Here is a 13,893-nt window from a genome sequence, read left to right on the forward strand (position 1 = left end):
TACGTGAAAGTATCCGCACGTCATAAAGCCAGAGAACTCGCCCTGCAGGGTATCTACTCGTGGCAGATGAGTAAGAATGACATTGCCCAGGTTGAGCTTGCACTGGCAACCAGCAATGACATGCAAAAGGTTGATATGGTGTATTTTCAGGCCATTCTGCGCGGCGTCGTCGAGAACGTAGAAACACTGGATACGAAAATCAAACCGTATCTTGGCCGCTTGCCGGAAGAGCTTGATCCTATCGAGAAAGCCGTTCTGCGTATTGCTACCTATGAACTGACTGAGCGCATGGACGTGCCTTATCGCGTAATTATCAACGAATCGATTGAACTTGCTAAGTCTTTCGGTGCCGAAGAAAGCCATAAATTCATTAACGGCGCGCTGGATAAAGCAGTAAAAACCCTGCGTCAGCACGAACGTTAATCAGCGATCTATTTACGGGGAAATCCGTAGATATTCGACGACACTGAATCAATCGGTATTACGTGAAAGAATTTGACCTCATTGGCCGCTATTTTGCAGATGGCGGGCATCAACGAAAAGACGTACTTGTCGGCATCGGCGATGACTGTGCGGTAACGTCTGTACCTGCAAATCAGCAATTAGCCATCACCACTGACACATTGGTATCTGGCGTTCATTTCCTTAAAGATGCACCTGCGCGCTCTGTTGCCTATAAAGCGGTGGCGGTGAACTTGAGTGATTTGGCGGCCATGGGTGCCGAGCCCGCGTGGATTTCTCTGTCCTTATCGATGTCACATGTTGATGAAGCTTGGATGGAAGAATTTGCCAACGGCCTCTACGAGCTAACCCGTTACTATTCGGTGCAGCTTATTGGCGGTGATACGGTACGTGGTCCACTGGCGATGACAATCACTGCACAGGGCTTTATTCCACCTGAAAACGCGCTAAAACGCAGTGGTGCAAAACCGGGCGACTGGATTTACGTTACCGGCACCACCGGTGATGCCGGCGCTGGCCTCGAAATCCTGAAAGGCGAGCGTGAGGCAAAATCAGAAGCGGATAAAGAGTTTTTAGTGAAGCGTCACTTGTATCCTACGCCGAGGGTAGCAGTGGGGACGGCGATTCGTCGCACTGCCACATCCTGTATTGATGTCTCTGACGGCCTGCTGTCTGATTTGGGCCATATACTAAAAGCGTCGAACTGCGGTGCCCTGGTTCATGTAGACCGTTTGCCGGTTTCATCCCCATTATTTAATTGCCTGGGTGCGCAGGAAGCTTACCGCTACGCGTTAACCGCTGGTGACGACTACGAGCTAGTCTTCACAGTAAATGAGGAGCAGCGGGGGAATTTAGAAACCTCTTTGGCTTCTACTGGTGTAAAAGCGACCTGTATTGGCCAGGTTACCGGACAAAAGGGCAAGGTAGACCTCAAGCTGTACGATGCACCTTATGAACTACCTGATGCTGTGGGTTACGAGCACGAGTTTTAATGCAACCTGAGTATCGCGCCCGAGTTTCGATGAAAAATCCCGTGCATTTCTGTGCACTGGGATTTGGTTCAGGGCTTATTCCATTGATGCCTGGTACCTTCGGCTCACTGGCGGCAATCCCGCTAATTCTTCTTCTCGCGCCGTTAGGCGATAGTATTTTCTTAACCGCTACCCTTGTTAGTTGCATCGTTGGAATCTGGTTCTGTGGCCGTACCGCGAGCGATATGGGCGTGCATGACCACGGTTCTATTGTATGGGACGAAGTGGCAGGTATGCTACTTACCTTCATGTTTGTGCCGCTGACAGTGTGGACTGTCATTGCAGGGTTTGTACTGTTCCGCATTTTCGACATACTCAAACCCTGGCCAATCGGCCCAGTGGATAAAACCGTGCATGGCGGTTTGGGAATAATGTTGGATGATATTCTGGCCGGGCTGATGTCTTTTGCCTGCTTGCAGGGCGCGATCTATTTGTTTCCTGTCTTGCTTAGGTAATTATTAGTTGTAGGCGAAATATAAAATCCGGCATAAGTGCCGGATTTTTGTATCTGCTTAATTTTTCCCGCTTAGCTTTAGAAAAAAGAAGGCCATTAATCTGCAGCTTGCACTGACCAGATAGTATTACCATCGTCATCTGCAACCAATAACTTGCCGCTGGAGGTGACACGCACTGCGCTAGGTCGGCCATAGGCTTCATCTGTATCCATGCTTTTAATGAAACCACCTAGAAATTCTTCAATCTCACCAGTGGGTTTGCCGTCTTTGAATGGCATAAAAACAATGCGATAGCCGTTGTATTTTGCACGATTCCAGGAGCCATGCTGAGCAGCGAATAAACCGTTGTGATAGCGTTCAGGAAAACTATTGCTGTCGTAAAATTCCAAATCCAGCGTGGCGGTATGATTGCCAAGCGCAATATCCGGGATTATTGTCGTTTCCGGTAAATCATCAGGCATCTTATCTTTCCAGCGCGGGTCAATATTCTCGCCGTAGTATTTATAAGGCCAACCATAGAAGCCGCCTTTTTTCACACTGGTGACATAATCTGGCACCAGGTTGTCACCCAGTTTATCTCGCTCATTAACGGCAGCCCACAATTCGCCGGTAACCGGGTTATAGTCCAGACCATTTGCATTACGCAGCCCGGATGCAAATATTGTCTCATTAGTGCCATCAGGATTTACGGTGAGGACTTTAGCCCGTCGGGCTTCCTTATCCATGCCATGCTCGCCTACATTACTTGATGATCCAATTGTGAGTAGAAACTTCTTCCCAGTGTTATCAACTTCAATATTGCGTGTCCAATGATGGTTGTATCCTCCGGAGGGGAGTTCATGAACCACAACGCCTTTTTGAGAGATGGTTTCTGCGTCCTCAATATAAGGGAATCGCATAATGCTGTCTGAGTTAGCGACATAAAAATTATCGTCGAGAAGGGCCATGCCGAACGGCTGGTTCAGGCTATGGTTAATAAACGTATGGCGCTCATCAGCAACGCCATCATCGTTTGTGTCACGTAATAAAGTGATTCTGTCGGCGCTGCCTTTCTCCGCATCGTCAGACTCCGCAACTAAAACATCATCATTAGGGAGTATGTAAATCCAGCGTGGGTGTTTCAGATCACTAGCAAAAGGCTTCACTTCAAACCCTTGTGGCGCTGTAGGTGTTTTTCCCTCAGGCCAGCCGATCACTTTAGTTCTCCGATCTATTGACTCGGTAGCAAATGGCTCGGGCAGGGGAACGACCTGACCAGGTGCGTAACCGTTTTCAGGCGCAACGGCGACCTGAGCTAAACTGGAAAATGAAAATAGCGTCGAGAGTGATAGTAGGCTGAGTCGAAAGGTCATTATATGCAGCGTCCTGTTCTGAGAATGAACCATTGCTACGTTGTTGTGATTAACAGAGATTGGTGAAAGAACAAGATTTAATGTTTGCCAGCACGTTCAAAGAAGTCTTAAAGCAATAGTGTCGCAGTGCGAAAAATAAAAACGGGAGCCTGATGGCCCCCGTCTATTGTTAAGCACTATGCTGGTTAGCAGACTATATTGACTACCTGGCAAGAAACGCCGTAATTTGCGCTTCTATTCCTGCTCCGTCAATCTGGTGCTCAGCGTACATTTGCTGCTGGGTACCTTGCTGAATGAAGCTGTCTGGCAGACCAAGGTGTAATGTGTGGACAAGCAGCTTATTCGCACTTAAGTACTCACTGACTGCCGAGCCTGCACCGCCCATGATACAGCCATCTTCCAGTGTGACCAGCAGCTCGTGAGAACCGGCAAGTTCGGTGATCATATCGCCATCGATGGGCTTCACAAAACGCATATCCACCACGGTCGCATCGAGCTTTTCAGCCGCTTCCAGCGCGCCGGGCAGCAAAGTACCAAAGTTCAGGATAGCCAGCTTTTTGCCTGCTCGAAGCGTACGGGCTTTACCCAGCGTCATCGCTGTCATAACGTCATCGGCGGGCTTACCATTGCCGCTTCCTCGCGGATAACGGACAGCCGCAGGCATATTTGCTTTATGACCGGTAAACAGCATTTGACGGCATTCGTTTTCATCTGAGGGCGTCATGATTATCATGTTTGGAATGCAGCGTAAGAACGCAATATCAAATGCCCCTTGGTGCGTTGGGCCATCGGCGCCGACCACACCAGCGCGGTCGATAGCGAATAATACCGGTAACTCTTGCAGTGCCACGTCATGAATTAACTGATCGTAACCCCGTTGCAGGAACGACGAGTATATTGCCACAACAGCATTGTAACCTTCTTTCGCCAAGCCGGCGCCAAACGTCACCGCGTGCTGTTCGGCTATTGCGACATCAAAGTACTGTTCAGGGAATTGCTGTGAAAACTTCACCATGCCAGACCCTTCACGCATGGCGGGTGTAATCGCCATGAGTTTTGGATCATCCGCAGCCATATCGCACAACCATTGGCCAAAAATCGCCGAGAAAGTAGGGGCTGATGGCGCTGCTTTAGGTAATGCGTTATCCAGCGGATTGAACTTCGGTACCGCGTGATACTTAATTGGGTCTTGTTCTGCTACCGGGTAGCCTTTCCCCTTACGTGTTACCACGTGAAGAATATGAGGGCCCGAAAATTGGCGCATATTACGCAGGGTATCTACCACGGCGTTTACGTCATGGCCATCAATAGGGCCAATGTAGTTAAAGCCAAGCTCTTCGAAAATTGTGCCCGGTACCACCATGCCTTTAATATGCTCTTCCGCACGGCTGGCGAATTCCTTAATTGGCGGTACATTGCTGAGGAGCTTCTTACCACCATCGCGAATTTTATTGAAGAAGTTGCCGGTAAGAAGGCGAGCAAGGTGGCTGTTTAGCGCACCTACGTTTTCCGAAATCGACATTTCGTTATCGTTCAGCACGACCACTAAGTCTTTATTGATATCGCCAGCGTGGTTCAGCGCTTCAAACGCCATACCTGCAGTCATCGCACCATCACCAATTACCGCAACGACTTTACGGTTTTGGCCTTCTTTATCGGCAGCCACAGCCATACCCAGCGCCGCACTGATCGACGTTGAAGAATGCCCAACGGCAAACGTGTCGTAGTCACTTTCAGGCGGCCAAGGGAAGGGGTGTAAACCGTCTTTCTGACGAATAGTAGACATTCGCTGCGCGCGGCCCGTCAGGATTTTATGTGGATAGGCCTGGTGTCCTACATCCCACAGTAGTCTGTCGAAGGGCGTGTTGTATACGTAGTGCAATGCAACGGTTAACTCAACGGTACCCAAGCCAGAGGCAAAGTGGCCACTGGTTTGACTAACCGAAGTCAGCAAGAACTGTCGAAGTTCGTCTGCTACGGCCCGCAGTTTTTCCTGCGGCAATTTTCTGAGTTCATCCGGAGTCTGTGCCTGCGCCAGAAGAGGGTAGTGCGATAAATCTAAACTCATTGTTCTTTTTTCATTTTGTTGTTTAGCATGAAAATCAGAATGTCCGCTTTACCATTAAATCGGTAAACGCAGATAACAGCTCGGTATTGTAGGGCAAACTGTCTAATGCTTGAAGTGCACTATCGTGTAGACGGGCTAATTCCGCCTTTGCTTGTGTCATCCCTAACAATGCCGGGAAGGTATTTTTCCCTGCTTCTATATCGGAGCCCTGAGGCTTTCCAATCACAGCTGCATCGCCTTCCACGTCTAAAATGTCATCCTGGATCTGAAAGGCAAGACCGATATCGCTGGCGTAACGAATAAGGGCGTTACGGTGCGCAGGGTCGAGTTCTTCAGCCAGTAATGTGATCATTTCGGCGCAAGCCTGCAATAACGCCCCTGTTTTTAAACGGTGCAGGCGCGTTAGTGCATCGATATCTATGGTTTTACCTGTAGACGCCAAATCAATAGCCTGGCCGCCACACATGCCCATATAGCCTGAGGCACGGGCAAGGATGCTAACTAATATAGCGCGCTTATCCTGGGCGAACTTACTCATTGGCGCTTCGGCTAAAATACTAAACGCCATCGTTTGCAGTGCATCGCCAGCGAGAATGGCTGTTGCTTCATCAAACTGTATATGACAAGTGGGTTTTCCGCGGCGGAGATCATCATCATCCATGGCGGGTAAGTCATCATGGGCAAGTGAATAAGCATGAATACATTCAATGGCCATGCTAATTGCAGCTTGATCCTGACCAGGAATATCCAGCGTGTTGCCAATAAGATGAACCAACAGAGGGCGCATGCGCTTACCGCCAGCCAGTAATGAATATTCGATAGCCGCACGAAGTTGCGGGGCGTGGTCAGGTAGTTGTGCTACGTATTGCAGCAGGCTTTCGTCAGTATTTTGTTTAATCTTCTGACGTAAGCTGTCGATATTAATCATGAATTACCTGTAAAACGGGTAGCAGAGGCACCATGGGCGCCGTTAATCAGTCTTCAGATGGGGTGAAGTCAACGAGGCTGTCCTCACCTTGTTCGCGGAGCAGAATTTTGACTTTTTGTTCTGCCTGGGCGAGAGCCTGTTGGCTGAGACGAGATAATTTTACACCGCGCTCGAACTTTTCCAATGCTTCATTAAGCGGTAATTCGCCGGATTCCATTTCTGTCACTATGGCTTCAAGTTCCTGCAGCGAGGCTTCGAATGAAGGTTGAGAAGGCGCTTTTTCTTCAGACACGTCAGAGATCCCGTGGGTAACTAATGGTAAACGCGCACATTAACCGAGGGCTTCCGCCGGGTCAATTGGTTTGTCCAATGAGCATGCCGGAAAAAGCGGCTATCCGACTGGTTTCGCTCAGGATACCTGATAATGAGGATTCATCCTGAAAAGTTCATGCTTTGATTATAGAATTCAGAAATCTGGCCGATAGAGTATAAGTCAGCGATGACAGTTTCCGGCAGGTCGAATAAAACAGGTTATAATAAACAAGGTCGTAAACGACCATTCACAACAACCTGCCAACAGCGCTAGTACGAGTTTTTTGAGGAGCAATAAGTGGATTTAGCAACCGTCATTGGCATGTTAGGTGGTATCGGCTTTATTGTCATGGCCATGATCCTCGGTGGAGATCTGTCCATGTTTGTCGATGTCGCCTCGGTGCTCATCGTTTTCTGTGGTTCTATTTTCGTGGTTATGTCCCAGTTCACCCTTGGCCAATTTTTCGGTGCCGGCAAGGTGGCGGGTAAAGCGTTCATGTTTAAAATCGATCCGCCAGATGCGCTTATTGAAAAAATCGTTGAAATGGCAGATGCGGCACGGAAAGGTGGCTTTCTGGCATTGGAAGAAGCAGAAATTGATAACCCCTTTATGCAGAAAGGGGTAGATATGCTGGTAGACGGACACGATATTGAAGTGGTTCGCGAAACGCTGAAAAAAGATATTCTGATGACCACCGAGCGACACGAGTTTGGTGGTTCTATTTTTAAAGGCCTGGCCGACGTTGCCCCCGCCATGGGAATGATTGGTACCTTGGTTGGTTTGGTTGCCATGCTTTCTAACATGGACGACCCGAAGTCTATCGGTCCTGCGATGGCGGTTGCATTGTTAACTACACTTTACGGCGCATTCTTAGCCAACGTAATCTGTCTGCCCATTGCAGCGAAGCTTGAGAACCGCAAAGAAGAAGAGAAGCTCAATCAGTCACTCATCCTTGATGGCATTGTGGGCATTGCTGATGGCCAGAACCCGAAAGTCATTGAAGGCATTTTGAAAAACTACATTGCTGCCGGTAAGCGCGGCGGTGATGAGGAGTAGGGGCGATGTCTGACGAATGCCCTAAATGTCCTCCTCCCGGTCTGCCGGCATGGATGGGGACATTTGCCGACCTGATGTCACTGTTGATGTGTTTCTTCGTACTGCTGTTGTCATTTTCGGAAATGGACGTACTGAAGTTTAAACAAATCGCAGGTTCGATGAAGTTTGCCTTTGGTGTGCAAAATAAAATCGAAGTAAAGGATATCCCTAAAGGAACGAGCGTTATTGCGATGGAGTTCCGTCCAGGTCGACCTGATCCTACCCCCATTGAAACCATTCAGCAGCAAACCATTGATATGACGCAGCCGACCTTGGAGTTCCAGGCCGGTGATGAAGATTCCTCCGGGGGCCGTCAAACCCAACGGGGTGATCAGCGTGGTGGTCAGGCGCAACAAACAGCATCTGATTCTGCCGCATCCTCGTCGCAAAGTTCTGATAAAGAACAAGATAACGAAATGATGAAAAAGGTGGCTGAACAACTGCAGAAAGAAATTGCAGACGGTTCGATTGAAATGGAATCGCTGGGTCAGCAGATCACGATCAGAATTCGTGAGAATGGTTCTTTTTCTGCCGGTTCTGCATTTTTACAGCCTCAGTTCAAACCGGTGCTCAGAAAAATTGGTACGATGCTGGCAGATATGCCGGGAGAAATTGAGATTTCAGGCCACAGTGATGGTCAGCACATAGCGAATGAGTTATATCGTTCAAACTGGGACTTGTCTGCCCAGCGTGCGGTGGCGGTGGCTGAAGAGTTGCGAAATGCGCCAGGCTTTGATGAATCCCGCATGTCGGTAGTAGGGCTTGCAAACACTAAACCGCTGGTGGAAAACGCGGCTACGTCTGACGACAGAGCACGTAATCGCCGGGTAGAGATCAATATCAACCAAGGCAAGCCACTGATTTCAGATCCTATCTCGGTGCTCAACAACAGCGCCAGCGGCGGGGAAGAAGAATAAAGAGGGGCGCTGTTATGCGCCCCGTGTAATTGCCTCGCGGTAATGCGGTTTCGACAGCAGCAATTGCACCGTCGAAATAGTGCGTTCAAGGAATCCACCTTCACAGTATTTTAAGTAGTAAGTCCACATACGCATAAAACGTTCATCGTAACCGTCCTGCTTTAAGGGGTCTCTGGCATTGATGAATGCCTCGTACCAATCATCTAAGGTTTTAGCGTAGTCCAAGCCGATATCTTGCAAATCGCGAATTGAAAGGTCGCTGTGACGTTTCAGGTAATCATTAATAATGAGTTGCGAGGGCAAGAACCCGCCCGGGAAAATGTATTTCTGAATGAAGTCGACACTGTTGCTGTAGCTTTCGTAGCGGCGGTCATCAATGGTGATAGATTGCAGCAGCATGAGCCCTTCAGGCTTTAGCAGTGAAGCGCATTTACTGAAAAAGTTCCCCAGATAACGTTTGCCCACCGCTTCAATCATTTCGATGGAAACAAGTTTATCGTACTGACCCTCAAGGGTTCGGTAATCTTGCTTTAATAAGGTAACCTTGTCGCTCAACCCTTCTTTAATTATCCATTCTTGTGCATACGCAAACTGCTCTTCAGAGATGGTGGTGGTAGTCACGTGGCAACCGTAATGTTTCGCTGCGTAAACGGCTAGCCCTCCCCAGCCCGTGCCGATTTCCATTAAATGTTCACCAGTTTTGAGTTGCAGCTTGTCACAAATGGTTTTTAATTTATGCGTCTGGGCGTCAGATAGCGATGCGTTGGGATCTGGGTAGATAGCAGATGAATACATCATTGACTGGTCGAGAAAGCGGGTATAGAGCTTGTTGCCCAAATCGTAATGGGCTTCAATATTCTTCTTCGCCTGAATTTCGGTATTGCGGCGGAGAAAATGCTGCACCTTCTGAAAAGGTAGCATGAACAAACGGTATTTCTGTTCCCATTTATCCAGCATTGGTAGGTTACGAGCAAAGATACGAATGACCGACGTAAGATCGCTGCTTGTCCACAAGCCATCGGTGTACGTTTCGCCCGCTGCAACGCTACCACCAAATAATAATTGACGGTAAGCTTTCACATTCAGAATGTTTACGTCTGCTTTCAAATCGTGTGACGGGTTACCGAATTCACCCACTGTCGTGCCGTTTTCCTGAATGGTCATGTGACCTTCAGGTAAAATCGACAGCACTTTTAAAAAAGCTGCGCGACAGGCGCGGTCTATACCGCTGGCTTCCTGCTCAAAAATAAACGCTGATTCACCGTGTGACATTATCTCGGTTCCTGGCTGTTAGGGTGATCGTATATTGGTGTGCGTTTGATGAATAACTTCAACGCCTGCCAATAAATCCCCACCACTGTTTTTATTGTCATACTAGGTATACGTCTAAGCATAATGCGCAGGTTAGTATTATCTAATGAAATTCTTTTCATATTCAGACCAGCGGTAAAATCCTTTTCTTTTCGATGGCACGCCATTACCAGGTTGAAATGTGCATCGGGCTGCCTAATTGTCCATTTATAAGTCATGTCCAGTGGGTTAAACGGCGACACATGGAAGGCTTTCTCGGTATCTTCCTGGGTTTCCATATCAACCAAATAGTAATGTCGTTCATTCCACGGCGTATTGCTGACTTCAGCGAGCATATGCGTGAAGCGATTGTGCTCAGGACTTCTTAAAAAGTAAAAATTTACCGGGCTAAAATAAATGCCTAAAGTGCGAAGTTGACCAAAAAAGAAAACCTCACCATCGAGCTTTTTACCCTGATTAAGCGCCGTCATTTTTTGGCGTATCGCTTCATCTAACGGCACTGATGGCTCACCGTAATAATCATCGCGATGGAAACTGAGCCAGCCACGTTTGCCGATAGAAAAATGTCTCAGTGTATGACTCAGGGAATCAATTTCAGACAATTTCAACCAAAACAAGTATATATCGTAGTCGAATTTGTGCTGAGTGGGGCGAAACCGTTGGTGAAAAACTTTGCCCTGGTAGATCGCACTTTCCATGTCGCTGGGTTTTACGTTCACAGCGAAGCCCCAAAACGTTCGCAGACATCCAATGCGCTGCGCACGCCGTCTTCATGAAAGCCGTTGTACCAGTATGCGCCACAAAAATGTATGCCATCAATGCCACAGATTTCAGCGCGTCGACGCTGTGCGGCTACCATGCTGCCGCTGAATTGAGGATGGGCATAAGAATATTGTCGTAAGATTTTTGTTTCATCAATGGCATCTGTGTTGTTTAGCGTCACACAGAAGGTGACCGGGGCATTGTCAAAACGCTGCAGAATATTCATGTCGTAGGTAACCGAGGCCGGCGCATGACGCTCATCCGGTGTTTCTTTTAAACGGTAATTCCAACTCGCCCAAGCCAGCTTTCTGTCGGGTAATTGTGTGGTATCGAGGTGAAGCACCACATCATTACTGGCATAAGGAATAGCGCCAAGTATCGCTTGTTGTGCATCGGTAGGCGCATCTAGCATACGCAATGCCTGATCCGAGTGACACGCAAAAATCACTTCATCAAAAACGTTGCTTTCCCGGCCTTCAATACATACCTCCCAGCCTGCTTCTATTTTTTTTACTTTGTAGACCGCTGACGACAGGTGAATTTTATCTTCGTAGCCTTTAGTGATGCCAGGGATATAACTGTGAGAACCGCCGATCAATGTGTACCACTGAGGGCGATTGTTGACACTGAGCAGGCCATGGTTATTGAAAAACTGCAAAAAGAAGGCGAGGGGAAACTGTTTGGTTTGCTCAAGGCTGGCAGACCAAATAGCCGCGCACATGGGCAAAATATAGAGGTTAGCAAACTCGTCACTTAGGCCAAGCGATTGAATGTATTCAAACAACGTGGTGGTAAAATCTTCTTCGCGCGCTTCTTCATGACGTGCTTTACAAGCTTTATTAAATTTGAGGATGTCGCGAACTAGGCGCCAGAAACGGGGGCGGAAAAGATTGCGGCGCTGGGCAAACAGCGTGTTCAAATTGTTACCGTTGTACTCAAGACCGGATTTTTCACTATGCACCGAAAAACTCATTTCAGTAGGCTGACGTGACACGCCCAGCTTATCCATGAGTTTGATGAAATTTGGGTAGGTCCAGTCATTAAATACGATAAAGCCGGTGTCGACCTGGTAAGCACGCCCCTTCACTTTGATTTCTTTAGTGGCGGTATGGCCACCTATATAATCGTTAATATCAAATACGGCTACATCATGCTGTTTGTGTAGCAGGTGAGCGCAAGTCAGTCCCGAAATGCCGCTGCCAATAATTGCAATTCGCCGTTGCATATTAAAACCCTTATTACTGCTGTTGCCTCATTTTTAAAGACAACCATCTTTGAATACCTGTGGGAAGATTGTGCAATGTACGCATGATCCAACCGAATCCCGTAGGGAAAAACAGGCTGTGTTTTTGTTTTTCTATTCCTTCAAGTAATGCTTTCGCCGCTTCGTCAGCGGTTATTTTCATCGGCATATCGAAGTCGTTTTTATCAGTAAGTGGCGTTTCTACAAATCCCGGCGAGACAGATTGCACAAGAATGCCTTTGTGCGCCAAGTCCACTTCCAGGCTTTTAGTAAAGTAGTGCACTGCTGCCTTGCTGGCGCCGTAAGCTTCAGTACGTGTAAACGGCACCAGTCGCGCCATGCTGTCGACAATGACCAGTTGGTCGCCAGCTTTTAGTTTAGGCAATAACGCGTCGACGCTGTGAATAATGCCAAAAAAGTTAATTTCGAAAACCCGACGAAACATCTCGGGTTGGAAATCATCAACGTCGACATACTCGCAGTTACCGGCATTGAGCACGGCAATATCAAATGACAGTTCCGCAATGGCCGACTTTGTTGCTGCCAAATCCGTTAAATCAAACTGAGTTGTTGTTATCTTACTGTTTTTACTGAGTTCTGCCAGTGCATCTTCATTTCGTCCACAAGCGATCACGTGGTAGCCCGCAGACGCCGCATGCAGCGCAAACGCTTTACCTATACCGGATGTGGCACCAGTAACAAGAATAGTTTTCATGAGGCTAACCTTTGTTTAATTTTTTTAATAATCCAGCTAAGCACAGGAACATGCTCATACACCATTTCGCCGAGGTCATAATAGTCGCGCTGGAAAAAGATTTTATTATCAGCAAACTTTATGAGACTGACGCCATCCAGCGTCATTTGCTTTGCGTTTGACTTCAACGTTAGACGCATGGTCCAGGTAATGGTTGCAGAACCTGTGTCTGTGTGACCCTCTGCATGCACATCATGAATATCGAAGAAACAGGTTTTAGCCTGCTCAGTTAATGAAGAAAGATAGTCCGTGAGGTCTTGTAATCCGCTGTGGGTGGTAATGGGATCAATAAATTCTACATGCTCTGTGTAAATCGTTCCCAATGCCGACATATCTGTATCGTGAAGTTCGGCGTACAACTTACAAAATTTATCAATCATGTTCACGGCGCTGATTCTTTATGAATGTGAAAAGTAGTATGTAAAAACGTCTTACTTGTATACCAAATTTACTGACAACAAGATCAGGAAGCGAGAATCTGCAGTCGAAAAACCTGTCGTTATCTTGCGATCCAAATTTATTTTTTGCCGTAGTTATGATGAAGATAACATCAACATAAATTGTGTATGACGCAGCAAATCCTACCCTTATTTCCGCTCTCGGCAACCTTGCTTCCACAAGGTCGTATGGCGCTTCGGATCTTTGAGCCACGCTACATTCGCATGGTGAAAGAAGTGTGTGCGAGTAACGGTAAATTTGTGGTTTGCATGCTAAATCAAGCCGGTGACAAAACGGCAAATACACATGTCTTTCCTATCGGTACGGTTTCCTCTGTGATCGACTTCGACATGCTCGAAGATGGGTTGCTTGGCATAAAGGTTGCTGGTGAGTACTGTGTAGAGGTTACTGAAATGTCCACTGAACCCGATGGGTTGCGAGTTGGCAAGTGTCATGCATTACCAGAATGGAAGTGTGACTTAACACCTCAACAGATTTCACCTATGGACGAACGTTTAAAGGAGATCTTCGAGCGCTACACCGAGTTAGGCCAAATGTACGAGAAGCCGGAATTTAACGACCCGCTTTGGATAATGTACCGCTGGCTAGAGTTGCTCCCCGTAGACGCCAAACAGAAACAGTATTTTCTTGCTCAAAGAGATTGCGTCAAATTACAAAATTATTTGTCGGCGCTAGTGCAATAAGTACCTTGTAATAATTACACGGTCAGTCTGAGCAAATCTTACATTTCTGTCATCTTCTTG

General features: G+C 47.5%; 15 protein-coding genes. 6 read left to right on the plus strand and 9 right to left on the minus strand.

The genetic code is table 11. The features are described 5' to 3' along the window. Positions 1-3 precede the first annotated feature (3 nt). The 3 genes from nusB to ACXAFQ_RS16615 all read left to right on the plus strand — a co-directional run bounded on the left by nusB (position 4) and on the right by ACXAFQ_RS16615 (position 1,948). The gene (gene nusB, locus ACXAFQ_RS16605; RefSeq protein WP_070126699.1) at positions 4-423 is read left to right on the plus strand and encodes a transcription antitermination factor NusB; all 420 of its coding nucleotides are present in this window, start codon (positions 4-6) and stop codon (positions 421-423) included. A gap of 62 nt (positions 424-485) precedes the next feature. Beyond that, the gene (thiL, locus tag ACXAFQ_RS16610; RefSeq protein ID WP_474824546.1) at positions 486-1,454 is read left to right on the plus strand and encodes a thiamine-phosphate kinase; all 969 of its coding nucleotides are present in this window, start codon (positions 486-488) and stop codon (positions 1,452-1,454) included. Beyond that, positions 1,454-1,948 carry a phosphatidylglycerophosphatase A family protein gene (locus ACXAFQ_RS16615; protein WP_474824547.1) on the plus strand — a complete coding sequence of 165 codons (495 nt, stop codon included), beginning with the start codon at positions 1,454-1,456 and terminating at the stop codon, positions 1,946-1,948. The genes thiL and ACXAFQ_RS16615 overlap by 1 nt, the downstream gene beginning before the upstream one ends. Before the next feature lie 95 nt (positions 1,949-2,043). On the opposite strand, the gene ACXAFQ_RS16620 is transcribed toward ACXAFQ_RS16615, so the two are convergent. From ACXAFQ_RS16620 to xseB, 4 genes are all read right to left on the minus strand, one after another. Continuing rightward, complete coding sequence (locus ACXAFQ_RS16620) at positions 2,044-3,300, minus strand: PQQ-dependent sugar dehydrogenase (protein ID WP_474824548.1); 1,257 nt, start codon at positions 3,298-3,300, stop codon at positions 2,044-2,046. Between the two features lie 202 nt (positions 3,301-3,502). Further along, complete coding sequence (gene dxs / locus ACXAFQ_RS16625; protein WP_474824549.1) at positions 3,503-5,368, minus strand: 1-deoxy-D-xylulose-5-phosphate synthase; 1,866 nt, start codon at positions 5,366-5,368, stop codon at positions 3,503-3,505. A gap of 34 nt (positions 5,369-5,402) precedes the next feature. Beyond that, on the minus strand, positions 5,403-6,293 hold the full coding sequence (gene ispA, locus ACXAFQ_RS16630; protein ID WP_474824573.1) for a (2E,6E)-farnesyl diphosphate synthase: 891 nt from the start codon (positions 6,291-6,293) through the stop codon (positions 5,403-5,405). Between the two features lie 49 nt (positions 6,294-6,342). After that, positions 6,343-6,588, minus strand: a complete 246-nt coding sequence (gene xseB / locus ACXAFQ_RS16635) for an exodeoxyribonuclease VII small subunit (RefSeq protein WP_070126704.1) — start codon at positions 6,586-6,588, stop codon at positions 6,343-6,345. A 318-nt stretch (positions 6,589-6,906) separates the two neighbouring features. On the opposite strand from xseB, the gene pomA reads away from it, so the two are divergent. Both pomA and ACXAFQ_RS16645 read left to right on the plus strand, forming a co-directional pair. Then, positions 6,907-7,665, plus strand: a complete 759-nt coding sequence (gene pomA, locus ACXAFQ_RS16640; protein WP_474824550.1) for a flagellar motor protein PomA — start codon at positions 6,907-6,909, stop codon at positions 7,663-7,665. 5 nt (positions 7,666-7,670) lie between these two features. Next, positions 7,671-8,621, plus strand: a complete 951-nt coding sequence (locus tag ACXAFQ_RS16645; protein ID WP_474824551.1) for a flagellar motor protein MotB — start codon at positions 7,671-7,673, stop codon at positions 8,619-8,621. A gap of 12 nt (positions 8,622-8,633) precedes the next feature. Here ACXAFQ_RS16645 and ACXAFQ_RS16650 read toward each other — a convergent pair whose 3' ends face one another. Genes ACXAFQ_RS16650 through ACXAFQ_RS16670 form a run of 5 tightly spaced genes read right to left on the minus strand, consistent with a single transcriptional unit; the run spans position 8,634 to position 13,071 of the window. Beyond that, complete coding sequence (locus ACXAFQ_RS16650; protein WP_474824552.1) at positions 8,634-9,893, minus strand: class I SAM-dependent methyltransferase; 1,260 nt, start codon at positions 9,891-9,893, stop codon at positions 8,634-8,636. Next, on the minus strand, positions 9,893-10,630 hold the full coding sequence (locus tag ACXAFQ_RS16655; protein WP_474824574.1) for a DUF1365 domain-containing protein: 738 nt from the start codon (positions 10,628-10,630) through the stop codon (positions 9,893-9,895). Before ACXAFQ_RS16655 ends, ACXAFQ_RS16650 begins: the two co-directional genes overlap by 1 nt. Before the next feature lie 17 nt (positions 10,631-10,647). Further along, positions 10,648-11,919, minus strand: coding sequence for an NAD(P)/FAD-dependent oxidoreductase (locus tag ACXAFQ_RS16660; RefSeq protein ID WP_474824553.1), 1,272 nt, complete (start codon positions 11,917-11,919; stop codon positions 10,648-10,650). Between the two features lie 13 nt (positions 11,920-11,932). After that, complete coding sequence (locus ACXAFQ_RS16665) at positions 11,933-12,652, minus strand: SDR family NAD(P)-dependent oxidoreductase (protein WP_474824554.1); 720 nt, start codon at positions 12,650-12,652, stop codon at positions 11,933-11,935. After that, the gene (locus ACXAFQ_RS16670; protein WP_474824555.1) at positions 12,649-13,071 is read right to left on the minus strand and encodes a nuclear transport factor 2 family protein; all 423 of its coding nucleotides are present in this window, start codon (positions 13,069-13,071) and stop codon (positions 12,649-12,651) included. The genes ACXAFQ_RS16665 and ACXAFQ_RS16670 overlap by 4 nt, the downstream gene beginning before the upstream one ends. Positions 13,072-13,257: 186 nt before the next feature. On the opposite strand from ACXAFQ_RS16670, the gene ACXAFQ_RS16675 reads away from it, so the two are divergent. Next, complete coding sequence (locus ACXAFQ_RS16675; RefSeq protein WP_474824556.1) at positions 13,258-13,833, plus strand: LON peptidase substrate-binding domain-containing protein; 576 nt, start codon at positions 13,258-13,260, stop codon at positions 13,831-13,833. Positions 13,834-13,893 lie beyond the last annotated feature (60 nt).

It is taken from the genome of Alteromonas sp. ABH2_165, from assembly GCF_056159945.1.